The sequence below is a fragment of the Acinetobacter sp. CY73 genome (genome assembly GCF_059515865.1).
Window position 1 is genome coordinate 84,408 of record NZ_JCAKMZ010000003.1, and the last position, 25,604, is coordinate 110,011.

The following is a 25,604-nucleotide window of genomic DNA, read 5'->3' on the forward strand; positions in this document are numbered from 1 at the left end:
TTTTAATTTGCAAGCCACTTATCTAGACGACATTCTCAAATATTTTTGATTGTGTAACTTATTTAGCATTCACATTTCATTCTATACAAATGAGTGAATATTACGCAATCACAGGATCAACCATTTATCTTTTTTCCTAGATACACTGACTCAGGAAATAGTTACAAGTTTTATCCAATGCCGATTTTTATAGAATAAACATAGATTGTTATAGCATCGACTGCTACTATTTGAGTGAGATTTTTAAGTAACCATACCGCTATGCACGAGTCTATCGAACAGTATATGCAAATGTTGGGACAAAATGCTCGAGAGGCATCTCGCTTCTTGGCTGCTGCTTCAACATTTGAAAAAAATCATGCTTTATCTGCTATTTATACAGCTTTGCAAAATAGCCAATCGCACATTTTAGCTGCCAACACTATCGACATGACCAAAGGTCGTGAGAATAATCTGGACAGCGCATTACTGGATCGTTTAGAACTTAGCCCCACACGCTTTCAAGGTATGCTTGACGGTTTAAGAGACGTGATGAATTTGGTCGACCCGATTGGTGAGATTACAGATTTAGCTTATCGTCCCTCGGGCATTCAGTTGGGTAAAATGCGTGTACCGCTAGGTGTGGTGGGTATGATCTATGAGTCACGTCCAAATGTCACATTAGAAGCTGCATCGTTAGCGATTAAATCGGGCAATGCAATTATTCTGCGTGGTGGTTCTGAAGCATTAGAGTCAAATAAAGCGTTATCCACTGCAATTCAACATGGTTTAGAAGCAGCGGGCATGCCACAAAATGCAGTGCAGGTGATCAATACACCTGATCGTGCTGCTGTGGGCCAATTGATCACGATGTCTGAATATGTCGATGTGATCATCCCACGTGGTGGAAAAGGGTTAATCGAGCGTATTACCAATGAAGCGACGATTCCTGTGATTAAACATTTGGATGGGAACTGTCATGTCTTTGTTGAAGCTCAAGCCGATCTTCAAAAAGCACTTCCAATTGCATTGAATGCCAAGACACATCGCTATGGCGTATGTAATGCGATGGAAACGCTTTTAGTCGATGTAAAAGTCGCGGATGAGTTTTTACCCTTGGTTGCTGAATTGTACGCTGAGAAAAAAGTTGAACTTCGTGGTTGCCTCGACGTGCAACGTATCTTAGGGGATTCTGTGAAGGCTGCGACTGAAGAAGATTGGTATGAAGAATACTTAGGTCCAGTTCTGGCTGTAAAAATTGTCAGCGGTTTGGAAGAAGCGATTCTTCACATCAACAAATATGGTTCACACCATACTGATTCTATTATTACTGAAAACTTCACCACGGCGCGTAAGTTCTTAACACGTGTAGATTCAAGTTCAGTGATGGTGAATGCTTCTACGCGTTTTGCAGATGGCTTTGAATACGGTCTGGGTGCAGAGATTGGTATTTCTACCGATAAAATTCATGCCCGCGGACCCGTTGGCTTAGAAGGCTTAACTTCCCAAAAATGGATTGTTTTGGGTGACGGTCAAATCCGCCAATAAAAAGTGATTTAAAATCACCCTAAAAACGCGTCATAGCCCCGTGCATGACGCGTTTTTCTATTTTAGTTGATACATGTTAAGGCGAGTTTAAAATTTTTCCGATTCAACACCTTTAATCCGATGTTTGTGATTGAATTCAGCCACATTCCTAATTCATCAATTCAATTTGATGAATTAGATTGAACCGTTTAGCTACATATTCATCCATCATTCGATGTATCTTTATTTTGATAAGAACTGCTTACGTTTTATAAAAACCACTGAATAGATAATATTAGGATGACTCAATGTTCTACTACCTGATTATCACCACCTTTGTTTTAGCACTTGGCGTATCACTTTTGGTGATGTGGCTTTTCTCCAATTCGATCAATAGTATCCTTGCACGCATTATCCACGACCCGATTCATCATGCATGGGCGAAATATACAAAATTTGCAGGTATGGTCGTCGGTACATCATCCGGTATTCGTATTTATGACATGGAAAAATACATCACCCCACTCACCTATGTCGGAGAAGATGAAAATCAAAAAAGTGTGATTATCGAACTGACTCAAGAACGTTGGTTTTTAGAAATCTATCGCACCATCATTGAAACTTTGCAGGGTCTAGCGTGGATGATGTTATTGTTTTTTATGGTGGCATTGTTTGCCTATGTCGTCGTGCGTTGGTCTGAAATAAAATATAAAAACGGATAATTTGATTTGTCCTATTTGTTCAAAAAACAACAAGCATGTTATGGTGTACGCGACACACAAAATCAACTCGCAGATCATCGTTAACCTAGATCGACACCTAGTATTTAGATAATAAATGGAAACTGATAGCCGATAAATTCTAATTATTATTATCATTTGGGTCGATAATGCTTAAGTCTAATCACCTAAAGTCTATCTAGGACAAAAAAATACTGCGTGATACAAATGCAACCAGATCAAGAATACAGCATTTAAGATCATTGGTACGACAACAAGCTAATACTAAAATCGCCAGTCAAGGAATACACCATGCCTAACTCAGTTCTTATCATCAATTGCGGATCTTCTTCAATTAAGTTTGCTTTATTACTCAAAGATCAAAACTTCCGCATTCATGGACTTGCTGAAAATTTAGGTACCCCTGATGCGCGTATCAAAGGGGTGACTTTAGGCAATGAGCCTGTCGATATCCATATCCCAAATGCCGATCATAAAGAAGCGTTAGAAGTGGGTTTATCTCGCTTAGCCAATCATAAACCCGATGCGATCGGTCATCGTATTGTACATGGCGGCACCCTGACTCAAGCTGAGCTGATCACTGACGATATTATTGAGATTATTCGTGATGCAACCCCACTTGCACCATTGCACAATCCTGCTCATCTAGTGGGTATTGAAGCCACTCGTCGTTTATTCCCAGACCTTCCGCAAGTCGCTGTATTTGATACTGCATTCCATCAAACCATGCCTGCACATGCGTATCGCTATGCAGTTCCTAAATTCCTTTACACAGAACATAACGTGCGTCGTTATGGCTTCCACGGTACCAGTCATGCTTATGTTTCTGAACGCGGTTCAGAACTTGCAGGTAGCTATAAAGAAGGGGGCTGGTTAACAGCGCACTTAGGCAACGGTAGCTCGACTTGTGCCATTTGGAATGGTCAAAGTGTCGATACCTCTATGGGCTTAACGCCATTAGAAGGTTTAGTCATGGGTACGCGTAGTGGCGATGTAGATCCAAGCTTACATAGCTTCCTTGCGAAAAACTTAGGTTGGGACATTTACAAAATTGACAAAATGTTGAATAGCCAATCTGGTCTACTTGGTTTATCTGATCTATCCAATGACATGCGTACCTTGATTGAAGCATCAGAACAAGGTAATGAAGATGCAGCATTGGCCATTGAAGTGTTTTGCTACCGTTTAGCGAAATCACTTTCAGCGTTAAGCTGTGGTTTACCACGATTAGATGGTTTGTTCTTCACCGGTGGTATTGGTGAAAACTCAGCATTCATCCGTGAAAAAACCATGTCTTACCTACCGCACTTTGGTTTCAACTTCAGTAAAGAAAAGAATGATGCTCTGAAACGCGGTACAGAAGGACGTATTGATGCGGGAACTGGACCGCAAATTTGGGTTGTTCCAACCGATGAAGAAGGTCGTATTGCTCAAGAAACTTCAAATGTCGTGATACGTGAGGTTGAAAACGCAACGACAAAAAAGCCTGAAGCAGCAACTGCATAAGTTGCCTTCAGTTCAGTATTACTCTCATTTAAACTTTTGAAATAGATGTTATGAAAACGATTGTACTTGTACCGACTGGAGAAGGCGTAGGACTGACGTCAGCATGCTTGGGTTTAATCTTTGCGCTCGAAAGCCAAGGAATTAAAGCAGGATTTTTAAAACCTTTTTCTCAAGAACAATACGATACAACGGCTGATCGTACGACCACTTTAGTTCGCCATGTTTCAAAAAATGAAACTGTAGAACCTATTGCATATAGCACAATCATTCAACAGATCAATGCTGATCAAACGGACGAGCTACTTGAAGCTGCGGTGCATTTACATCGTCAGATCGCTAAAAAACACGATGTGATCATTGTCGAAGGCTTAGTACCAAACGGTCGTGATGCTTTTGCTTCTGAACTTAATGCTCAATTGGCTCAAGCGCTAGATGCTAAAGTTGTGATTGTGAGTAATGCTGATATTCAAAATCCAGTGGCTTCTGCAGATAAGGTCGAAAGCCAATTACGTCATTTGGGCGGTGCATCAAATAGCCGTACTTCTGGCGTATTGTTCATGCGTACCAAAGGGCTCTCTGAAGAATCAGCTCAGATTCCTGTAACCATGGATCCAGATCTTCGTTTAATTGATGACACGACCAACTTTATAAAAGCGATTCAAAAAACACATCCTCAAATTGGCTCTGAAAAATTGCCGGTGATTGGTCTTGTGCCGTTTAGTAATACCTTAAGCGTGCCACGTATGTCTGACATTGCACAACATATTCAGGCAGAATGGATCAACTTAGGCGAAGCTCAGCAGCGTCGTGTTTTGCATAGCAGTTTAATTGCATCCAATATTGCGCATGAGTTACATAAATTTGTTGCAGGTGAACTCATCATTAGTGCATCAGATCGTATTGATGTTCTTCTCGCAGGAAGCCTCGCAAGTAGCAATGGTATTCCACTGGCGGGTTTAGTGTTGACTGAACAATATGCACCGAATCCACAGGTAATGGATTTCTGCCAAACAGCGATCAAGCAAGGTTTACCGATTTTGCACACTCAACTCAGTACGTTTGATACCGCTCAAAAGCTGTCAAATCTGAGTAATGAAATTCCTGTTGATGATACTGAACGTGCTGAACAAGTCACTCGTTTTGTATCAAGTCATATTCATCCTGAGTGGATCACTCAACTGATTAATGGCTCGTACCAACCTCGTTTATCCCCTTCTGCGTTCCGTCATGAATTGGTACAAAAATCAATAGCCGCGAAAAAACGTATTGTACTCCCTGAAGGCGATGAACCTCGTACCATCGAAGCAGCATCGATTTGTCAGTCACGTGGTATTGCGCATTGTATTCTACTGGCTAAACCTGAAGCGGTCATTGAAGTTGCTAAAGCACGTAACATCACCCTACCTGACAGTCTAGAAATCATTGACCCAGACACAATTCGTGAGCAATATGTTGAAAAAATGGTTGAGCTGCGTAAAGGTAAACTCAGCGATATTCAAGCACGCGAACAACTTGAAGACACCGTTGTTCTTGGGACAATGATGCTTGCCTTGGATCAAGTTGATGGTTTGGTGTCTGGCGCGGTTCACACCACAGCAAATACGGTTCGCCCTGCATTCCAATTGATTAAAACAGCGCCTGACTATTCTTTAGTATCTTCAGTGTTTTTTATGCTGTTGCCTGATGAAGTTTATGTTTACGGCGACTGTGCCATTAACCCTGATCCGAATGCTGAACAACTGGCTGAGATTGCGATTCAATCCGCAGATTCTGCAAAAGCATTTGGTATTGACCCACGAATCGCGATGATTTCATATTCTACCGGCACTTCAGGTGCAGGTGCAGAAGTTGAAAAAGTGGCTGAAGCAACACGTATTGCGAAAGAACGTCGTCCTGATCTATTGATCGATGGTCCATTACAATATGATGCAGCATCCGTTGAAAGTGTGGGTCGCTCTAAAGCACCTGAGTCTCAAGTCGCGGGTCGTGCCAATGTGTTTATCTTCCCTGATTTAAATACAGGTAATACCACCTATAAAGCAGTGCAACGCTCTGCCAATGTCGTCAGTGTAGGGCCAATGCTTCAAGGACTAAACAAACCTGTCAATGACTTATCTCGTGGTGCGTTGGTCGATGACATTGTGTTTACCATTGCGTTAACAGCGATTCAGTCTGAGCAGCAAAACGCTTAATTTTCAATACATTTCAGCATAATAAAAAACCACCCTTTTGAAAAACAGGGTGGTTTTGAATTTATTAATAGAATAAGTTAAGAAAATTTACATGACCTCCGAAAAAGATAAGTTAGCTAGATACTGGTATGAACAAGGCCATAATTATTATGAAAGTTCAAAACTTTTATTAAAGTATCAAAATCAACAAACAATTTTTCCTGTATTAACATTACTAGCTTTTAGTAGCGAATGTTTTTTTAAAACTTTACTTACATTAACCAATGTAAAGATTAAAAGGTTTCATGAATTAGAAAAATTATTTAATGCATTACCATCAGATGTAAAGGATCAAATTTCAAATGAATTTTTAACAACTTATCATCATCGGATAGATCTATAAATTCTAAAACCTTTATAGACTCCAGATACTTTCTCACAGAAACTACTTTCATTGATTCAGGTCAAGCACAACCTTTTCACCTCGGTACCTTAGAAATCTTGTGTGAATTCTTATATAACTTTATCAAGCATAATGGTGAAACGATTAAGTATAATTATAAATAACCCGAATCGCGGATAAGGATTTTTCTTTAAAACCATAAGCTAAATGTAATTTTATGATTAGTTTTTAGTGTTATCAGACCAAAGCATAGACTTTTTTATGCTCAAAATGATGGATAAGTCTCAAGATGAATGATCTCATTTCCTTAAGCAGGATTCGGGTTAAATAGTACATTCACTCTTTTTATGAGTTGAGAGCCTAATAAACTCAAAAAAATGTTCAGCCGATTAAATTTACTTTCTCATTCAAGCGCTGTATTAAACTTTCGCCCAAATCCTCAGCAAAAAAACCACAATTGAGTCATTTTGTCTTATAATTTAGCCCGCTAGCTATCAGCCCGCTCAAGAGATTTTTGTATGACAACTATTATCAAGCAAGATGACTTGATCACATCGGTTAAAGATGCGCTTCAGTTCATTTCTTACTATCACCCACAAGATTTCATCCAAGCGATGAGCCGTGCGTATGACCGTGAAGAAAACAAAGCTGCAAAAGATGCGATCGCACAAATCCTAATTAACTCTCGTATGTGTGCAGAAGGACATCGTCCAATCTGCCAAGATACGGGGATTGTAAACGTATTCGTTGAAGTGGGCATGGACGTTAAATTTGATTTAACGATGGGCTTAGACGATGCAATTAACGAAGGTGTGCGCCAAGGTTACTTAGAAAATTCTAACGTACTTCGTGCATCTGTATTAGCTGACCCTGCATTTGGTCGTAAAAATACAAAAGACAACACTCCTGCTGTGATCTACCACAAATTAGTTCCGGGTAATAAAGTAGATATCACGGTTGCAGCGAAAGGTGGCGGTTCAGAAAACAAATCTAAGCTTGCAATGTTAAACCCATCTGACTCAATCGTGGATTGGGTACTTAAAACTGTTCCAACGATGGGTGCAGGCTGGTGTCCACCGGGTATGCTCGGTATCGGTATTGGTGGTACTGCTGAAAAAGCCATGATGCTTGCGAAAGAAGCATTGATGGAAGAAATCAACATGGACGAATTGCTTCGTCGTGGTCCACAAAGCAAAATGGAAGAGCTTCGTATCGAAATCTTCGAAAAAGTAAATGCTTTGGGGATTGGTGCACAAGGTCTTGGCGGTTTAACCACTGTTCTCGATATTAAAATTAAAGATTACCCATGTCATGCTGCGGGCAAACCAGTCGGTATGATTCCGAACTGTGCTGCAACGCGTCATGCACACTTCACATTAGATGGTTCAGGCGTTGCAAATATTATTGCGCCTAAACTTGAAGATTATCCTGAAGTAACTTGGGATTCATCAACCTCTAAACGGGTTGATCTGGATAACATCACGCAAGAAGAAATGAATTCTTGGCAACCAGGTGATACTTTGTTGCTGAACGGTACAATTTATACAGGCCGTGACGCTGCGCACAAACGTATGGTTGACATGCTCAACAATGGTGAAGAGCTTCCTGTAGATCTTAAAGGTAAGTTTATTTACTACGTGGGTCCTGTAGATCCTGTTGGTGATGAAGTGGTTGGTCCTGCTGGCCCTACAACTGCAACACGTATGGACAAGTTCACTCGCCAAGTATTAGAAGCAACGGGTCTTTACGGTATGATCGGTAAAGCTGAACGTGGTCCTACTGCCATTGAAGCAATTAAAGATACCAAAACAACTTACTTGATGGCTGTGGGTGGTGCTGCTTACTTAGTATCTAAAGCGATTCGTGAAGCTGAAGTCGTTGCTTTTGAAGATTTGGGTATGGAAGCAATCTATAGGTTCGTTGTAAAAGACATGCCTGTATCTGTTGCCGTAGATGTGAATGGTACTTCTGTTCACGCAACTGCGCCGAAAATCTGGCAAGCGAAAATTGGTAAAATTCCAGTAGTGGATGCTGCTGCTAACTAATTTAAAACTTGTCTTAAGTATAAAAAGCACTCTATCATTAGGGTGCTTTTTTTATACTTTATGAGAAAATTATGATAATAAAAAACAAAATTGCAGTGCTAATCCTTAGCTTGAGTAGCTTTCAAGTCATGGCCTCGCCTGCAACAGATCAACAGGTTCAAGAGCTGGTTCAACTTGAAAATTGGAATCAGTTGAAGTCAGCTTTGATCAAAAATGGTCTACCAACATTTAAAAGTAGTGTAGAAGACAGTCTGATTGAACAATTACAGATTCCGCAGCCTATTTCAGCTCAGAATCAACTGATGATCATGAAAATATCTGATATTACGGTGAATGATACTTTAGATCAAATCGATGAAGCCAAGATTATTCAAGATATTAGTCAAGCCTATAAGCGTCTAAGCTCAGAGGAAATTACTGCATTAATTGAATTATATAAAAAACCTAATATGCAAAATGCTGCGAAAAAATCTCCAATCCTCATCGCACAATCGATCGACCAAGCGACAGAAGACTTCACTCAACTTCTACATTCAAATGAAATCATAAATACTATGAAGAAATTGGAAAAATAATGAAAAAAATATTGATTGCCCTAATCATTGGCTTGCAAGCATCCTTCACTTACGCCGCCAACACAAATACAACTTCAATGGCCAACGAACTGGTCGATATCATCGACCAGCATAGTTATCAGATGTTTTTATCCGATGAAAATACCACGAAAACAGCTGAAGTTTTATTAACTTATTTCCAACTCAAGCCATCAGCTAAAAATCGTCAAGCCATGGCTAGTGCCGTGAAAAAATACTATAACCAACCTGATGTACACCAAAAGTTTAAAGCTAAAAGTGCTGCACTGTATCAATCAACCTTTAGTGAACAAGAGATCCAGACTTGGACTGATTTCTTTAAAACGCCACATGGCCAATCTATACTAAAAAATCAAGCCTACTTCCAAGGTATGAGTGATACGGTCGAAAATCTATTTCCTGTAGATCAACAACCATCACCCGAGGCCGAAAAAAAGATAATGGATATTATTATGCAATCCATGCAAGGTGAATAACTTATAAAAGAATGATTGAAGCTTTATGATTTACATAAGCTTCAATTACTTTCTAAAATATTTTCTAAAACTAAAATATCTTCTAAAACTAAAATATTCTCTAAAAAAAAATATATACGCTTTTATTACTCATCTCTGATGATTTTTCAGATCAAATTAAAGAAAATAAAAGGCACTCCCCAACCCTCAACTTATTACCAAGTTCTTGGATCATAAATCTTAAAGGGCTCTGTCAAACGGACATCATCACTGGCTTTATATTTCCCGCTCTCGACTTTCTCATTCGTTTTAATGATTCTACCATTTGGACTTATTTGAGCCACGTAATTCAAACCTGGGGATTTGAGCTGTGTCATCCCAATTTCTTTTAGTGCTTGACGTGTCGGCATCTGCATCAATGGACCTACACGCAATAAATCCGCATCGCCATTTGGTCCTCCACGGAACTGCTCTTCTTCATATTTTAAAAAGTATTGTTGCCCTGCTTTAACCGTGAAATTTGCTGCCAATGGCTTTTTAAAATGCACCACAGCCAAAGGTCGACTAATACTCAGACGATAATCCCCTTCAGCCAATTCAATCCAATAATGGTGATTACTGATCAGACTGGGGATTTTCTTCCCATTTAAAAAGAAGCTTGGTGCAACGATTTCTTGACGATTCCATTTACTATCAGGTCTGTACAAATACAACACAGCGGCATTTTTATTTTGTGGTTTGATCAATTTAAAATACTGACCCGGTTCCTGATTGACCCAAGAACCCAATGAAAACCCAGCAACTTTATATTGATCTAATTTTGATGCGACAAAACTGGTTTTTTTTGAAAAATCGACAGGTTCTAAAGTAGAAATAATCTGTGCTTGAGCAACTGTCTCTTGATTCGGTGAATGACTACACGCAGTTAAACCACTGCTTGCTGAAAGTATAAATGCCAAATAACGCATGATTTTCCCTCATCACGTATTTCTTATTTTGTTTGATGGTGAATTATTTTGTTTTTTGAGCTTAACATTTCAATTCGATATTAAAAATAAAAAAAGGTGGAAAAAGTCGCCCTTTTTCCACCTTTCAGATGAAATACATTTGAAGTTTAAATGATCAATCTCAGTTAAGCAGATTTACTGTCTAAAATTTTCAAATCTATTTTTTCTTCAACAGCTTGTTCAGTCTTAGGCTGACGCTCAGCTTGATACTCAGGTTCAGCTTTATCATTGATGACAGCGTCATTGATGATAACAGTCCCGATATCAGTACGACTTGGCAAGTCATACATGGTTTCAAGCAAAACATTTTCCAAGATTGAACGCAAACCACGAGCACCTGTATTACGCTCTAATGCTTTCTTGGCAATTGCACGTAATGCTGAATCTTCAAACACCAAATCAACATCTTCCATTTCGAAAAGGTATTGATATTGACGCGTTAAGGCATTCTTAGGCTCTGTCAGAATCTGCATTAAAGCTTCTTCATCAAGCTCTTCAAGCGTTGCAATCACAGGCAAACGACCGATGAATTCAGGAATTAAACCAAATTTCACCAAGTCAGCCGCTTCAACTTGTCGGAACAATTCTGATAGTTTCTTGGTATCATCTTTGCTCTTCACATCTGCTGTGAAACCAATACCACCCTTCTCTTGACGCTGCTGTACTACACGCTCAAGACCTGAGAATGCACCACCACAGATGAACAAGATATTCGACGTATCAATTTGAATGAATTCTTGTTGCGGATGCTTACGACCACCTTGTGGTGGGATTGATGCAACCGTACCTTCGATCATTTTAAGCAAAGCCTGCTGAACACCTTCACCTGACACATCACGTGTAATAGAAGGATTTTCAGACTTGCGTGTGATCTTGTCGATCTCATCGATATAGATAATGCCTTTTTGCGCTTTCTCTACATCATAATCTGCTTTTTGAAGTAACTTTTGTACGATATTTTCAACATCTTCACCGACATAACCTGCTTCGGTTAAAGTGGTTGCATCTGCCATCGCAAAAGGTACATCTAAAAGACGAGCAAGGGTTTGCGCAAGTAAAGTTTTACCTGAACCTGTTGGTCCGATCAGCAAAATATTACTTTTCGCGAGTTCTACACGCTCTTCTGATTTATTTTCAGATTGAGTCACTTTAAGACGTTTGTAGTGGTTATATACCGCAACAGAAAGTGTCTTCTTCGCAGTATCTTGACCAATCACATACTGATCGAGTGCAGCACGAATTTCATGTGGTTTCGGCAATGGACGTGTAGCCCACTCACCTGTTTCAACTTGTTGACTCGTCTGAACCAAATCTAAGCATACATCTACGCATTCATTACAAATGTAAGCGTCCTCGCCTGCAATGAGCTTACCCACTTCAGACTGCGTTTTACCGCAAAATGAACAATGCTTTTGTCCTTGAGGATTTTCAGACATTTTCACTCCAAATTTCTTAATCTATGCTTTTAAAGCTTAATTTTGTGGACGTTTTGACAGAACTTCATCAACTAAACCATATTCTTTTGCAGCTTGAGCTGTCATAAAATTATCACGGTCTGTATCACGCGCAACAGTTTCATAGTCTTGACCACTGTGCTCTGCCATCAAACGGTTTAAACGCTCTTTGATGAAAATGATTTCACGTGCATGGATTTCGATGTCCGATGCTTGACCACGGAATCCACCCAATGGTTGATGAATCATCACACGTGCATTTTCCAAGCAGTAACGCTTACCTTTGGCGCCAGCATTTAATAGGAATGCACCCATTGAAGCCGCTTGACCCATACAGTAAGTCACCACATCTGGTTTGATAAATTGCATGGTATCGTAAATCGCCATACCTGCAGTCACCGACCCCCCTGGAGAGTTGATATATAAATGAATATCTTTTTCAGGGTTTTCAGCTTCTAAAAATAACATTTGCGCGACAATCAAATTCGCCATGTTATCTTCAACTTCACCTGTTAGAAAAATCACACGTTCACGTAAAAGACGTGAAAAAATATCGAAAGAACGCTCGCCACGAGAAGATTGTTCAACCACCATCGGTACGAGTGCGTTAGCAATTTGTGGAACATACATACGTTATTTATTCCTGAATTCTTGTTACTCAACACATAATCACAATATGAGGGATAATTGTTGAAAATGCAAAATATTCCCCATTAATTATCAGAATTATTTTGCATATGCTATGTGATGAAAGGACATCTTATCGATCTTGAAAGTATTAAAAAAGGCGCTTGTCAGCGCCTTTTTCACAACGAAGAAGAATTAACCTTGTTGTTGACGAGCTTGTTGCTCTTTCAACAATTCTTCGTAGCTTACAGTCACATCAGCCACTTTAGCTGAAGCTAAAATGTAATCGACAACTTGATCTTCTAAAACCACGGCTTCGATTTGAGCACGTTGCTTTTCATCGTTTTTGAAGTATTCAATCACTTCAGTTGGATCTTCGTAAGAAGAAGCCATGTCTTCGATGTAAGCTTCAACACGAGCAGCATCAACTTCAAGCTTCGCATCAGTTAATACTTTGCTTACCAATACGCCTAATTTAACTGATTTCTCAGCTTGTTCTTTGAACAATTCATCAGGAAGCATGCTTGAATCAAATGCTTTAGCGCCTTGAGCACCGAACTGCTGAGTGAACTGTTGAATCATTTGTTGACGTTGACGGTCAATTTCTTGAGACAACATTGATTCTGGAACTTCGATTTCATTCGCTGCTACAAGCGCATCAAAAGTTGCACCTTTCACTTGGTTACGAAGACCGTTTTTCACTTCACGTTCCATGTTTTTACGAACGTCAGCTTTTAATTTCTCAATACCTTCTTCTTCAGTTACACCAAAGATTTTAAGGAATTCAGCATCAATTTCTGGAAGTTTTTGTTTTTCAACAAGTTTCACAGTGATTTTGAATTGAGCAGCTTTACCCGCTAAGTTTTCAGCTTGGTAGTCTTCTGGGAAAGTGACGTCAATTACTTTCTCTTCGCCTTTCTTCATACCAACGATGCCATCTTCAAAGCCAGGGATCATACGACCTGAACCCAATACAAGTTTGAAGTCTTCAGAAGAACCGCCTTCAAATTTTTCGCCGTCAATTGAACCTTCAAAATCGAAAGTTACTTGCATGTCTTTTTTAGCCATGCCTTTAGTTTCAGCCCAACCCGCACGTTGCTTTTGAAGATTTTCGATCATTTGATCTACATCTTTATCGCCAACTTCTGCAGTTTTGCGTTCTACTTCTAAGCCTTCGAACTTAACTTCAACTTCTGGATAAACTTCAACAGTCGCTTCAAATACGAGCGCATCTTCTTTGTTTTCAACTTTATCAATGTTTGGCATACCAACAGCATTGATTTTTTCTTGTTGAATGGCTTGGAATACTGAGTCACGAATAACATCGTTCACAACTTCGTTGTAGATACCAGCACCGTACTCACGACGTACAACGTCTAATGGCACTTTACCTGGACGGAAGCCGTTGATCTTAACAGTTTTAGATGTGCGTTTTAAACGAGCTTCAAACTGCTCATTCACACGGCTCGTCGGTACAGATACAGTTAAACGACGGGCAACGCCCGAAACCGCTTCAGAAGTTACTTGCATGGCTTCCTCGATATAGAAATAGTGATTGCAATTTTTTAAGTGCCACATTATATGACAACAATCAAAGATATACAAAATACCTTTTTTTAACCACTGTTTTATTGGGTTTATGCCCTATTGACCCTAAAAATATTTTCTTATTCTATTCATACTTAGTTAATTTTGTATTGTTTTTATTGCAAACGATAAGGTTTATCATTAGTATTTGCATCAAATTTAATCAGCTCTCTCAAGCTTACTCATACCTTTAGGATCGAATATATGAGTCATTTCAAGTTGCAGCCTCTAACACTTGCGCTTTTAGCAGTGACAAGTACTTCTGTTATTGCAAATACAACAAATTCAGAAGTCAAAAATGCACAACAGCTATCTACTATTGTTGTTTCTGCAGCGGGTTTTGAACAAGATATTAAAAATGCACCAGCTTCAATTAGTGTAGTTACAAAAGAAGATATTGAAAAGAAAAATGCGTCTAGTATTGCTGATCTGTTATCTGATGTTCCAGGCATCGATATTCGTGACGGAATAGGTAAAACCTCTGGTTTAAATGTAAAAATGCGTGGCTTGGGTAATGATTATAGCCTTGTTTTAATCGATGGACGTCGTCAAACAACTTCATCGGAAGTAGCCCCGAATGGTTTTGCTGAATCATCAAATGGCTATTTGCCTCCTTTAGCTTCAATTGAACGTATTGAAGTGATTCGTGGACCAATGGCAACACGTTACGGCTCAGAAGCAATGGGTGGAGTGATTAATATTATCACTAAAAAAGTATCCAATGAGTGGAATGGTAATGTCACCGTTGGTGGTAATGTCATGGAACATAGCGGTGAGGCTGACTCTTGGAAAACGAGTTTAGTATTAAATGGTCCATTAATTCAGGATCGCTTAGGTTTGCAATTGCGTGGCTCATACTATGATCGCCAAAAATCTGATCGCATACCCGGCACATCTGGTCGTGATCCAAGACCAAGCGAAGCCGATATTTATGATTTTGGTGGCAAACTATCTTTTGAATTAAATGATCAGAATAACTTTTGGATTGATGGATTCCACTCAAGCCAAACTTACCAAAATAATGATGACCGTTTAGGTACTGCTGATACCCCAACAAGCATCGGTGGTTATAAAGATGAGTTGGAATTCAATCGCACTCAAATTTCATTAGGGCATGAAGGAGACTATTCATTTGGTAAATGGTCTTCATATATTAGTCACACTGAAACTGAAACCGTTGGTCGTACCATTCCAAATAAAACGTTCCCAAATAATATTGGTGCTGGTTTAGATCGTAATCTTGAAAACACAGATTTGGTTGTTGACTCTCATGTTGTAATGCCAATTGCAGATCATAAGTTAACTGTAGGTGCGGAATATAAAGATGCTGAAGTAGCTGATGATATTGCAGGTATTGGCAGTAAGTTCACGAAGGATTCTTTTTCATTTTATGCTGAAGATGAATGGCGTATACGTGACAATCTAGGTCTTACAATGGGCGGGCGATATGAAGATCACTCAGGATTTGGTGGACAATTTAGCCCACGTGCGTATTTAGTTTGGAATACAAATGACCTTCTCACGATTAAAGGCGGTGTAAGTACTGGATATAAAGCACCATCTGCAAAAGCATTACATAACGGTATTATAAGTGTAGGCGGTCAAGGTACCAGTTTTGATATTGGGTCCCCAAATTTAAAACCTGAAGAATCAATTAACTATGAACTAGGATTTAATTTTAATAATGGTAATTTGGACCTGACAACAACCGCTTTCTTTACACAGATTGACAATCTTATTACAGATGGTCCAGATCTATGGAACTGCTACTCTGCAAGCACTCCAAATCAACCGGGCTGTGTAAGTTATGGGTCACATATTACCCAAGATAACTTCTCTCAAAGTATTAATGCCAATGAAGCAGAAACTAAAGGTGTAGAATTAAGCTTGAAATACAGCATTATTCCTGAATGGGATGTAAAAGCTGCTTACACTTATATGGAAAGCGAAATTACGAAAGGAGCAAATAAAGGTTCATATTTAAATAATGTACCTAAAAACGCATTTAATATGACTTCAACGTGGTATGTGAACGATGCCTTGAATGTTTGGCTACAGCATGAATACAAGTCAGATCGTAAACGCTACACAACTGAACAAACAGCAGGTGATGCAGCGATTATTTATAATGCAACTGGCAATAAGTTAAAAGGTTATAACCTTTTCAATTTAGGTGGTAGTTACACTGTGAATGACCAGTTACGTTTTAATGCAGCTGTTAACAATTTATTAGACAAAGATTTTAGCAATAATGGTACATATATAAACAGTAAGGGCGAAACTGCCTCTTATTACGATTATATGATGCTTGGTCGCTCTATGGAAGGAACGTACTTAGCAGGACGTAACTACTGGTTATCAGTTTCTTACGACTTCTAAACTATTCTGGACTGGAAACCCTACTTCGGTAGGGTTTTTTATAGAGCTTTGCGCCTTTCAAACACTTTTCACAAAGCTATAGGTGTCAACACAGCTGTTAAATTACGACGTTTTTTAACTATAAAGTATGATTCGAGATGTATCCAGCTACCATATACATTACTTCTAGATCTAAGTATTCAAAATTTACATAGAAAATTAGCCAATCAATACAAAAGGCATCCATTAGATCCATGTTTACTATCACCACATTGATAAGTGAGTTAAATCACAAATTTAATACTTAAAATAGAATGAACAATTTGCAAAAGCTTTATTACGCAATAAGTGTTTATTGAAAGATTAATTTTCCATTTACCCTACATCAATTAAAAAACAAACGAAAACATGATAGTTTAATGAAAATATTTTTCACAATAGCAACAATATAAGAAAATCTTTATTAACATACGACTAAAATCCATAGAAATAGGAAAAACATTTCGACGGTTCTCGATTAAACTTTAAGTTATAGTTTTACAAGGTTTTGAGAATATATCGAGTCAGTAAATACAAAAATATTTTACGAATTCATATATTTATTTATATAAGACCCTTGTGAAAAACACATATAGACACAATCTATTTAGTAGAAAGGTTGCCTTTTATAAAAGTTAAGCAATCCACCCTACGCAAGGAGTTACCTCATGATGTTGGCTGATCCAAGTAAAAAATATCGTCGCATGTATCAACGTGTTGACTTGCCAGACCGCCAATGGCCGAATAATGAAATCAATAAAGCGCCGATTTGGATGAGTACGGATCTCCGTGATGGTAACCAAGCGATTTTTGAACCGATGGATATCGATCAAAAATTCAAAATGTTCCAAATGTTAGTCAAGATTGGTTTTAAACATATTGAAATTGGTTTTCCATCTGCATCTCAAGTGGATTTTGATTTCACGCGTAAGTTGATTGAAGAAAATCATATTCCAGATGATGTTTATATCGAAGTTTTGGTGCAAGCACGAGATCATTTGATTCAACGTACCTTTGAATCTTTGGCGGGTGCAAAGCGTGCCATCGTGCATATTTACAACTCAAATTCACCGACATTCCGTCAAAAAGTATTGAATGTGGATGTTGCTGGCGCGAAAAAATTGGCGATTAATGCTGCTGAAAAAGTAAAAGAATATGCTGCTCAATATCCTGAGACAGATTGGATTTTCCAGTACAGTCCTGAATGCTTTACTGCAACTGAACTTGAGGTTGCTAAAGATGTCTGTGATGCGGTCACTGAAATTTGGGAAGCGAGTCCTGACAATAAAGTAATCTTAAACTTGCCTGCAACCGTTGAAGTGTCAGGTCCGCATGTCTATGCCGACCAAATTGAATGGATGCATCGTAACCTTCAACGTCGTGATGGTGTGATCATTTCTGTACACTGTCATAATGACCGTGGCTGTGGTATTGCGGCATCTGAGCTTGCGATTATGGCAGGTGCGGACCGTGTCGAAGGTTGTGTATTTGGTAACGGTGAACGTACAGGTAACGTAGACGTTGCAGCGATTGCATTGAACATGTATACCCAAGGTGTTGCACCAAACTTAGATTTTTCAAATATCAACGAAATCATCGCAACGATTGAAGAATGCACAGGTTTACCTGTTCATCCACGTCATCCGTATGCGGGTGATTTGGTCTTCACGGCGTTCTCAGGTTCTCACCAAGATGCAATTAAGAAAGGTTTTGAGTTCCAAAAGAACGAAGAAATTTGGGATATGCCTTACTTGCCCATCGATCCTAAAGATTTAGGTCGTGACTATGATGCGGTCATCCGTGTCAACTCTCAGTCAGGTAAAGGCGGTATCGCCTACTTGTTAGAATCGAACTACAACGTGGTTTTACCGCGTCGTTTACAAATTGAATTCTCTCAAGTGGTTCAACAAGTGGCAGATGATGAAGGCGTTGAAGTATCAGCTCAACAAATTTGGGATCTGTTCAAAACAACGTATGTTGAAGCAAAAGATACCCATTATTCTGCGAAAAACTATCGCTTATCGGATGAAAATGGCAATCAAGTCGTAGAGCTAGACGTTGAAGTTGATGGACAAGTTCAGCACTTACGTGGTGAAGGCAATGGTCCAATTTCTGCCATCTTAAATGCGCTTCAATTACCAATTGATGTAGTGAACTATGAAGAACGTAGTATTGGTTCTGGTGCAAACGCGAAAGCATTGGCGTTGATCGAACTTCAAGTCAAAGGTACAGGTAAGTCGGTGTTTGGTGCAGGTATGCACGACAACATCGTGACTTCATCGATTGAAGCGATTCTTGCTAGTACCAACCGTTTGATCGATCAAGGATTATTAAGTGCTGATCAAGTGATTGCTGCTGCGGTATAAGTTTTCACACTATCAATTAACATTAAAATGACTTTAGAAGGATACCCTCAAGTGGTATCCTTTTATGATTCAATATAAAGATTTAAGGCGAATTGCTCCGGTGTCTTTTCCAGCTGATTCAGTGGGTATCGTTACCCCAGAAAAATTCCAATTTGAAGAACCTCTCTCGCTTGAATGTGGACGTATCCTTCCTCGCTTTGAGCTGATGGTTGAAACCTATGGCACGTTAAATGCAGATAAATCGAATGCGATTCTGATTTGTCATGCCTTGTCAGGTCATCACCATGCCGCAGGTTATCATCATGAAGATGATAAAAAAGCCGGTTGGTGGGATGCCTGTATTGGTCCAAACAAAGCGATTGATACCTCTAAATTCTTTGTGGTTGCATTGAATAATATCGGTGGATGTAATGGGTCAACTGGTCCAACCTCTCCAAACCCTGAAAATGAAAATCGCCCTTATGGACCTGACTTCCCTTTAGTTACGGTTCGAGATTGGGTTAAAACCCAAGCGATGCTTTCAGATCGTTTAGGCATTGAGGTTTGGTATTCGGTGATTGGTGGATCATTGGGTGGTATGCAAGCACTACAATGGTCAGTGGACTATCCTGATCGTTTAAAAAATTGTGTGATCATTGCCAGCGCACCGAAGCTGTCTGCTCAAAATATTGCATTCAACGAAGTGGCACGTCAGTCGATCTTGTCTGATCCAGATTTCCACAATGGTCGTTATTTAGAAAATGATAGCTATCCGAAACGTGGTTTGATCTTGGCACGTATGGTGGGTCATATCACCTACCTATCTGAAGAAGCCATGAAGCAAAAATTTGGTCGTGATTTAAAATCAGGCAAATTTATGTATGGTTTCGATGTTGAGTTTCAGGTCGAAAGCTATTTGCGCTATCAAGGTGAACAGTTCAGTCGGAACTTCGATGCCAATACGTATCTGATTATGACCAAGGCATTGGACTATTTTGATCCTTCGCGTGAATATGAGTCATCACTCAATAAAGCAATGATGAATACCAAATGCCGTTTCTTGGTGGTGTCATTTACCACTGACTGGCGCTTTACCCCGCAACGCTCGCAAGAGATCGTTGATTCACTCATTACTTGCCAAAAGCCTGTCAGCTATATTGATGTCGATGCAGAACAAGGTCATGACTCGTTCCTTTTCCCGATTCCATTGTATGTCAAAACACTAAGAGCTTTCTTGGGTGGTCCAGACCATCTTGCTTCAACACCTAAGGAGACTGTGTAATGCGTATTGATCAACAATTGGCAGATAAATGGATCAAACCAGGTTCAAGCGTCCTTGATCTTGGCTGTGGTGATGGCGAATTGTTATCACAAATGGGCAAAAAACACCAAATTCGTGCCTATGGACTCGAAATTGATCAGGAAAAGATTGCAATTGCCGTCAGTCGCGGGTTAAATATCATCCAACAAGACTTAAACCTAGGTTTGGGACGCTTTGCCGACCAGTCTTTTGACTATGTGGTGATGGCACAAGCTTTGCAAGCTGTTGATGCACCTGATGTTCTTTTAAGAGACATGGTGCGTGTAGGTAAACAAGCGATTATTACCTTTCCCAACTTTGCACATTGGAAGACTCGTTCTTTCTTGGCCTTGAAAGGAAAGATGCCTGTTTCTGAAGCATTACCGTATATGTGGTATAACACACCAAATATCCACTTATGCACATTTAAGGATTTTGAAGCACTCTGTGCTGAAAATCAGATAAAAATTATTGATCGACTTGCCGTAAATGGTGATCAACAAGGCAGTATGCTGAGTAAGCATTTGCCTAATTTGTTCGGTGAAGTCGCTATATATAGAGTGAGCGCTATATGAAAAATTTCTTATTAGGTAGTACATTATTTTTGGGGATGCTGAGTATTCAAGCTCATGCGGATTATGTACCTCAACAACCATCAACTTCTGCTCTAGCAGCACAATATGCCCATATGAATGTGGCAGATCTGCAAAAAGCAGCCAAAGCTGGTCAAGCTGCTGCTCAGTTTTACTTAGCAACGCACTATCAAAAAGGCACGACTGTTCCTAAAGATGCGAAGCAAGCATTTACTTGGTTTAAAGCTGCGGCCGATCAAGGTATCGCTGCTGCTCAGCTCAATGTAGGTCGTATGCTTGCAGATGGTACGGGCACAGCTAAAAATGAAACCTTAGCTCGTTCATATTTTGAGAAAGCGGCAAGCCATGGTGATAATCGTGCGAGCTTTAATCTCGCAATGATGGAAGAGAAGAAGAAAAACTATATGGGTGCATACCAATGGTATGAACTGTCTACTCGTGATGGCATGTTAGACAACCGCGTTGTGAATATGTCTGAAACCAAGAAAACAGCTTTGGCTGCCAACCTAACACCAGATCAAATTCGCACTGCCCGCGACCGTGCAGATCAGTGGATTCAAGCACAGTAAATAATAAACAAAAAGCACCTCAGGGTGCTTTTTTTAATCTCTGATTTTCAGACTTTAAATAGCGTTAGACTACTCCATCGGTATTCCTGCTTTTTTACAATCTTGATCCTCGATAATTTTCCATTTATCTGCTTCAGCTTGATTATTGGCTTGTGTGTAAGCTGCAGTCACTATTCCTGCGTAAACGCAAATTTCAATTTTATCGTTGGTCTTTTTGACCGCCTCATACTGAGCAATTGCATCTTTAGTGACTTGCTGTTGAATATCTTGTAACTGTTTTTCTTCAGGACTTGTACATCCAGATAGCATAAGAGCTGACAGAATGAGGCTTAAATAAATTTTCACGTGATCACCTATAATTTTTCTAATTGATCAATATCAACACTGCTATAAATTGAGAATGACTATTTTTATCTGAACAACATTTAGTTGAATAACATTAATTTTTTATTGCTCAGTGTTATAACTTATTAGCATTTTGAATATTAAGCATACATCAAAATAACTTCACTGATTGAACAATTGCTTAAAATAAAACTTAAATTGTGGAGCTCATATCAAGCTAATATTTAACCTTATAGACAAAACATTAAAATCAGATTTACTTAATGAATTAAAGCATCCATGATCGGTTGATAAATTCGCTTTTCTAAAAATTCTTCATTTCTCTGCTCAAACCGATGCAATAAATACTGCTTTGCCTCAGGACTCAGCACCAATTGACAAATAACTTGAGATTGTTGTGTTAGCTCTTGTTGAGACAATGCCGAATCACAAGCAAGTTCAACTAACAATTGCTCTACCTGCTCAATAATATAAAGTTGAGTAAGATCCATTGCTTGGGTATCGTTCATATCCATAAAATCGACCTATTTTCTCATCATTATTGAAACACTGACCATCATTAAATCTACCAAATATATTTTATTTTTAGCACGCGATTTTGATTTACTTTTGAGCATTAGGACGCATTATTTCGAATACTTAAAGTCGCAATCATCATATTCATAACAATCTAAATTCAGTTAGAATGAGCTTTTTAGAATTTTAGAGTATTCAACATGTCTGCACAAGATTGGCTGTCTCAAGGTACATTGGTTTTAGCCAGTAATAACAAAGGTAAAATCGCTGAATTTGAAAAGCTTTTTGCAGAATTGAATCTTCCTGTAAACGTTATTCCACAAGGCAAGCTAAACATTGGAGATGCGATTGAAGATGGATTAAGCTTTGTCGAAAATGCCATTATCAAAGCGCGTCATGCCTCTAAAATTTCAGGTAAGCCGGCGATTGCTGATGACTCTGGAATTTGTGTCCCTGCTCTAGGTGGGGCGCCAGGCATTTATTCAGCGCGCTATGCAGGTGAACACGGTGATGATGCTGCAAACAATCAAAAGTTGTTGGCTGATTTAAAACCTTTACGTCAAAATGGCGAAGCGATTGAAGCGATGTTCGTCTGTGTGCTTGCACTTGTAGAACATGCTGAAGACCCTCTGCCTAAAATCTTCCAAGGGATTTGGACAGGCGAAGTTTTAGAACAGGCTCGTGGTGAAAATGGTTTTGGTTATGATCCTTTGTTTTGGCTTCCTGAGTTGAATATTTCCAGCGCTGAACTGTTAAAAGAGGAAAAAAATAAAATTAGCCATCGTGGACAAGCTATGCAATTATTCAAAGCAAGTTTAGCCCAATAATTTGAACTTAAAATTCCCTCTATTTAAGAGGTTTAAGAAATTAAAAGTTAAATATGGCATTGATCACAATGCCATATCCACCAATCAATAAAATACTCACCACTGTTCCCGAAGCAATAATTTGAGCAGATACCCCTGTACCTCGATAATGCGTCTCTAGCGCTACAATATTCGCAGCTGGTGGCAACAAGAAGAACATCAACATCACTGCAAAAGTCATTAAATCCTTAGGAATGGGCAACAAATAAAATCCAATGAGGCAAAAGATCAGCCCTAGCATCATTTTTTGCATGGCAGTAACGGCACTCTGAACAAGGTTTTCGGGTTTTAGTTTTACTTGACTTAACCACATGCCCAAAATACACATGCCTGTAAAAGTCATGAGCCATTTATCCCACTGATATAAAGATTGAACAAAGTCATGATCTTGATAAATTGAAAAATCCCAAAGGGAAAGTAGAGCAGCGATGCCCAGTGCTAGAACAGGTGGTGATAAGCTCACTTTTTTTATGATTTCTGCTTTAGATTGTGCATGAGGACTCAGTGCAGTTACTGCGCAAATATTGCCAAACACAGAGCCTCCAATATACAGGGCAACCATCACACTGCTTGCCTGTGTACCAAAGATTGCTAATGCAAATGGAAACCCCAGCCAAGCCATATTGAGATAACTCAGACACAGTGCTTTTAATTTATTTTTATAATAATATTTGAAAATGACATACATCAATAAGGAGCACATGAAGCTAAATAAGATCAGCCAAATACTGCCCTTCTGGTAAAAGACCATATTGTAAATAATCACAAATGGAATGAGAACTTTCGCCAGAAGCATTGCAAAAAATGCTCGAAATCGAGTGAGCTGTTTTACTGCAAAAAACCCGATCATAAAAGAAATAAAGGGAAGTATAAGCGCCATACTGATGATGCAATTTGCAATCAAGATTGAAAAGCATGCTAGCACAAAGCAATATCATCAACACTGCATAATCTTTAGCTCTAACATAAACAATCCTTCGTTCTTTGACCAACAAGGTTAAATTACTTTTGCCCCTCTGTCTTAAAACTGCAATCATTTAGTCTTCAAATCGCAACATTACAGTCAATTAATTGTCATATTTAACTGTTCAAATTAATGATTATAAATTTGATGAGTAATAGATCATGGCTGGACTTTCAATTTGGCACGTTCTCATTTTTGCGATTGTTGTTTTGCTTCTATTTGGTACAGCCAAGCTTAAAAATTTGGGCAAAGATGTCGGCGGTGCAGTTAAGGACTTTAAAAAATCAATCAAAGATGATGATGAAATACCGACCGCACAACTCAAAGAACCACGAACGCTTGATCATGATCAAAGTCACACTGATCAGCAAACCACGATTAAAAGCTAAGAGACGGATATGCTCAATATTGGAATGACTGAGCTGCTGATCTTTGGGATTATCGCCCTATTGGTTTTAGGGCCAGATAAGCTTCCTGAAGCAGTATGCTTTGTCGGTAAATGGTATGGAAAAATCACTCGTACTGTGAGCAATATTCAAAATGATTTTGACCGTGAACTGCGTCTATCAGAACTACGAGAACAAATGCAATTTGAAATGAAGCGCATTCAAGAACTTGAAGCAAAAATGCAAGCGCAAATGACAGACTTACAAAAACCAATAGAAGCAACACCCTCCAATTTGGCAAAAAAGCAGACCTTAAAAACTTTGCACTATAAGCCCCTTCAGGGCTCTAGTTCAAAAAACTATGTCATGCATCCCAATAAAATGGGGGTATCTCACTCCTCACAATATTTAGATAAGAAATATCCAGAAATGAAGGTGGCAGTATGAACACATTGCCGTCAACTCAAGCATCGAATGATACTGATCCGATTCAACTCGATGAGATGCCGATTACCAAACATTTGGTGATTTTACGTAAGCATTTATTCAAAATAGTCGGAATTCTGATTGCGCTCTTTTTCTGCTTACTTCCCTTTGCGAATCAGACCTATCAGCTATTGTCTGCACCATTGAGAGCACAACTTCCTGCTGCATCAACCATGATTGCTACAGATGTCACAGCTACGTTTATGGCGCCGTTTAAGTTGAACTTTTTTGTTGCGCTGATGCTTGCCATGCCATTTATTCTTTATCAGCTTTGGTCTTTTGTAAAACCTGCGTTATACGAAAAAGAAAAAAATCTGGCTTTACCCTTACTGCTGGGTAGCATTGTGCTGTTCTACACCGGTATTAGTTTTGCTTACTTTGTGGCACTCCCATCCATTCTGCATTTCTTTATCAGTGTCGCTCCTGAAACTGTTGCTCCGATGACTGATATTAATAGCTATCTCAGTTTCTGCTTAAAGCTATTTTTAGTGTTTGGATTTACCTTTGAAATTCCAATTATTACTTTAGTGTTGATACTCATTGGTGTGGTTTCGACTCAAACCTTAGTTGAAAAACGCCGTTTTATTATTGTGGGCTGTTTTTTTGTGTCGATGTTTGTGACCCCACCCGATGCACTCTCAATGATTATGCTCGCCATTCCCATGTGGATGCTGTTTGAGCTTGGTTTATTCTTAGGGAAGCTCATTGAGAAAAGAAGAATGACGACTGAATAGTACTCGCTA

24 protein-coding genes are annotated in these 25,604 nt (G+C 39.1%); 17 read left to right on the top strand and 7 right to left on the bottom strand.

Annotated elements, in window-relative coordinates:
- The first annotated feature begins 261 nt into the window (after positions 1-261).
- From AC5YD2_RS02980 to AC5YD2_RS03015, 8 genes are all read left to right on the top strand, one after another.
- Complete coding sequence (locus tag AC5YD2_RS02980; RefSeq protein ID WP_496124886.1) at positions 262-1,527, top strand: glutamate-5-semialdehyde dehydrogenase; 1,266 nt, start codon at positions 262-264, stop codon at positions 1,525-1,527.
- A 287-nt stretch (positions 1,528-1,814) separates the two neighbouring features.
- Positions 1,815-2,228 (top strand): hypothetical protein, encoded by a 414-nt coding sequence (locus tag AC5YD2_RS02985; RefSeq protein WP_496124887.1) that lies wholly within the window; start codon positions 1,815-1,817, stop codon positions 2,226-2,228.
- Positions 2,229-2,537: 309 nt separating this feature from the next.
- The gene (locus tag AC5YD2_RS02990) at positions 2,538-3,752 is read left to right on the top strand and encodes an acetate/propionate family kinase (RefSeq protein WP_496124888.1); all 1,215 of its coding nucleotides are present in this window, start codon (positions 2,538-2,540) and stop codon (positions 3,750-3,752) included.
- A gap of 50 nt (positions 3,753-3,802) precedes the next feature.
- Positions 3,803-5,944 carry a phosphate acetyltransferase gene (gene pta, locus AC5YD2_RS02995; protein ID WP_496124889.1) on the top strand — a complete coding sequence of 714 codons (2,142 nt, stop codon included), beginning with the start codon at positions 3,803-3,805 and terminating at the stop codon, positions 5,942-5,944.
- A gap of 91 nt (positions 5,945-6,035) precedes the next feature.
- The gene (locus tag AC5YD2_RS03000) at positions 6,036-6,326 is read left to right on the top strand and encodes a hypothetical protein (RefSeq protein ID WP_496124890.1); all 291 of its coding nucleotides are present in this window, start codon (positions 6,036-6,038) and stop codon (positions 6,324-6,326) included.
- Positions 6,327-6,844: 518 nt separating this feature from the next.
- Positions 6,845-8,371, top strand: coding sequence for a fumarate hydratase (locus tag AC5YD2_RS03005; protein WP_496124891.1), 1,527 nt, complete (start codon positions 6,845-6,847; stop codon positions 8,369-8,371).
- Between the two features lie 71 nt (positions 8,372-8,442).
- Positions 8,443-8,946, top strand: a complete 504-nt coding sequence (locus tag AC5YD2_RS03010; protein ID WP_496124892.1) for a hypothetical protein — start codon at positions 8,443-8,445, stop codon at positions 8,944-8,946.
- Positions 8,946-9,440 (top strand): DUF2059 domain-containing protein, encoded by a 495-nt coding sequence (locus AC5YD2_RS03015; protein ID WP_496124893.1) that lies wholly within the window; start codon positions 8,946-8,948, stop codon positions 9,438-9,440. The genes AC5YD2_RS03010 and AC5YD2_RS03015 overlap by 1 nt, the downstream gene beginning before the upstream one ends.
- 194 nt (positions 9,441-9,634) lie before the next feature.
- Here AC5YD2_RS03015 and AC5YD2_RS03020 read toward each other — a convergent pair whose 3' ends face one another.
- The 4 genes from AC5YD2_RS03020 to tig form a co-directional block, all read right to left on the bottom strand.
- Positions 9,635-10,387, bottom strand: a complete 753-nt coding sequence (locus AC5YD2_RS03020; RefSeq protein ID WP_496124894.1) for a DUF2846 domain-containing protein — start codon at positions 10,385-10,387, stop codon at positions 9,635-9,637.
- A gap of 164 nt (positions 10,388-10,551) precedes the next feature.
- Positions 10,552-11,862, bottom strand: coding sequence for an ATP-dependent protease ATP-binding subunit ClpX (gene clpX / locus AC5YD2_RS03025; RefSeq protein WP_496124895.1), 1,311 nt, complete (start codon positions 11,860-11,862; stop codon positions 10,552-10,554).
- 36 nt (positions 11,863-11,898) lie between these two features.
- Positions 11,899-12,510, bottom strand: coding sequence for an ATP-dependent Clp endopeptidase proteolytic subunit ClpP (gene clpP / locus AC5YD2_RS03030; protein ID WP_496124896.1), 612 nt, complete (start codon positions 12,508-12,510; stop codon positions 11,899-11,901).
- A 192-nt stretch (positions 12,511-12,702) separates the two neighbouring features.
- Complete coding sequence (gene tig / locus AC5YD2_RS03035) at positions 12,703-14,037, bottom strand: trigger factor (protein ID WP_496124897.1); 1,335 nt, start codon at positions 14,035-14,037, stop codon at positions 12,703-12,705.
- 261 nt (positions 14,038-14,298) lie between these two features.
- Between tig and AC5YD2_RS03040 the strand changes: the two genes are divergently transcribed.
- The 5 genes from AC5YD2_RS03040 to AC5YD2_RS03060 all read left to right on the top strand — a co-directional run bounded on the left by AC5YD2_RS03040 (position 14,299) and on the right by AC5YD2_RS03060 (position 21,298).
- Positions 14,299-16,473: a TonB-dependent receptor domain-containing protein gene (locus AC5YD2_RS03040; protein WP_496124898.1), complete on the top strand. Its 2,175-nt coding sequence runs from the start codon at positions 14,299-14,301 to the stop codon at positions 16,471-16,473.
- Between the two features lie 686 nt (positions 16,474-17,159).
- A complete protein-coding gene (leuA, locus tag AC5YD2_RS03045; protein WP_496124899.1) occupies positions 17,160-18,857 on the top strand; it encodes a 2-isopropylmalate synthase in 1,698 nt (565 codons plus the stop codon).
- Between the two features lie 100 nt (positions 18,858-18,957).
- Entirely contained in the window at positions 18,958-20,118 is a 1,161-nt protein-coding gene (metX, locus tag AC5YD2_RS03050; RefSeq protein ID WP_496124950.1) for a homoserine O-succinyltransferase MetX, read from the top strand.
- A complete protein-coding gene (metW, locus tag AC5YD2_RS03055) occupies positions 20,118-20,711 on the top strand; it encodes a methionine biosynthesis protein MetW (RefSeq protein ID WP_496124900.1) in 594 nt (197 codons plus the stop codon). The genes metX and metW overlap by 1 nt, the downstream gene beginning before the upstream one ends.
- Positions 20,708-21,298, top strand: coding sequence for a tetratricopeptide repeat protein (locus tag AC5YD2_RS03060; RefSeq protein ID WP_496124901.1), 591 nt, complete (start codon positions 20,708-20,710; stop codon positions 21,296-21,298). Before metW ends, AC5YD2_RS03060 begins: the two co-directional genes overlap by 4 nt.
- A gap of 69 nt (positions 21,299-21,367) precedes the next feature.
- Here the strand turns inward: AC5YD2_RS03060 and AC5YD2_RS03065 are convergent, their stop codons facing one another.
- Positions 21,368-21,607, bottom strand: coding sequence for a hypothetical protein (locus tag AC5YD2_RS03065; RefSeq protein ID WP_496124902.1), 240 nt, complete (start codon positions 21,605-21,607; stop codon positions 21,368-21,370).
- A 296-nt stretch (positions 21,608-21,903) separates the two neighbouring features.
- Positions 21,904-22,158, bottom strand: a complete 255-nt coding sequence (locus AC5YD2_RS03070) for a hypothetical protein (protein WP_496124903.1) — start codon at positions 22,156-22,158, stop codon at positions 21,904-21,906.
- 201 nt (positions 22,159-22,359) lie between these two features.
- Between AC5YD2_RS03070 and rdgB the strand changes: the two genes are divergently transcribed.
- Positions 22,360-22,986 carry an RdgB/HAM1 family non-canonical purine NTP pyrophosphatase gene (rdgB, locus tag AC5YD2_RS03075; RefSeq protein WP_496124904.1) on the top strand — a complete coding sequence of 209 codons (627 nt, stop codon included), beginning with the start codon at positions 22,360-22,362 and terminating at the stop codon, positions 22,984-22,986.
- 40 nt (positions 22,987-23,026) lie between these two features.
- On the opposite strand, the gene AC5YD2_RS03080 is transcribed toward rdgB, so the two are convergent.
- Complete coding sequence (locus tag AC5YD2_RS03080) at positions 23,027-23,905, bottom strand: AEC family transporter (protein WP_496124905.1); 879 nt, start codon at positions 23,903-23,905, stop codon at positions 23,027-23,029.
- A 245-nt stretch (positions 23,906-24,150) separates the two neighbouring features.
- Between AC5YD2_RS03080 and AC5YD2_RS03085 the strand changes: the two genes are divergently transcribed.
- From AC5YD2_RS03085 to tatC, 3 genes are read left to right on the top strand one after another with little or no spacing between them, the layout of a single operon-like run.
- Positions 24,151-24,378 (top strand): Sec-independent protein translocase subunit TatA, encoded by a 228-nt coding sequence (locus AC5YD2_RS03085; protein WP_496124906.1) that lies wholly within the window; start codon positions 24,151-24,153, stop codon positions 24,376-24,378.
- 9 nt (positions 24,379-24,387) lie between these two features.
- Positions 24,388-24,822: a Sec-independent protein translocase protein TatB gene (tatB, locus tag AC5YD2_RS03090; protein ID WP_496124907.1), complete on the top strand. Its 435-nt coding sequence runs from the start codon at positions 24,388-24,390 to the stop codon at positions 24,820-24,822.
- Positions 24,819-25,595: a twin-arginine translocase subunit TatC gene (gene tatC, locus AC5YD2_RS03095; RefSeq protein WP_496124908.1), complete on the top strand. Its 777-nt coding sequence runs from the start codon at positions 24,819-24,821 to the stop codon at positions 25,593-25,595. The genes tatB and tatC overlap by 4 nt, the downstream gene beginning before the upstream one ends.
- Positions 25,596-25,604 lie beyond the last annotated feature (9 nt).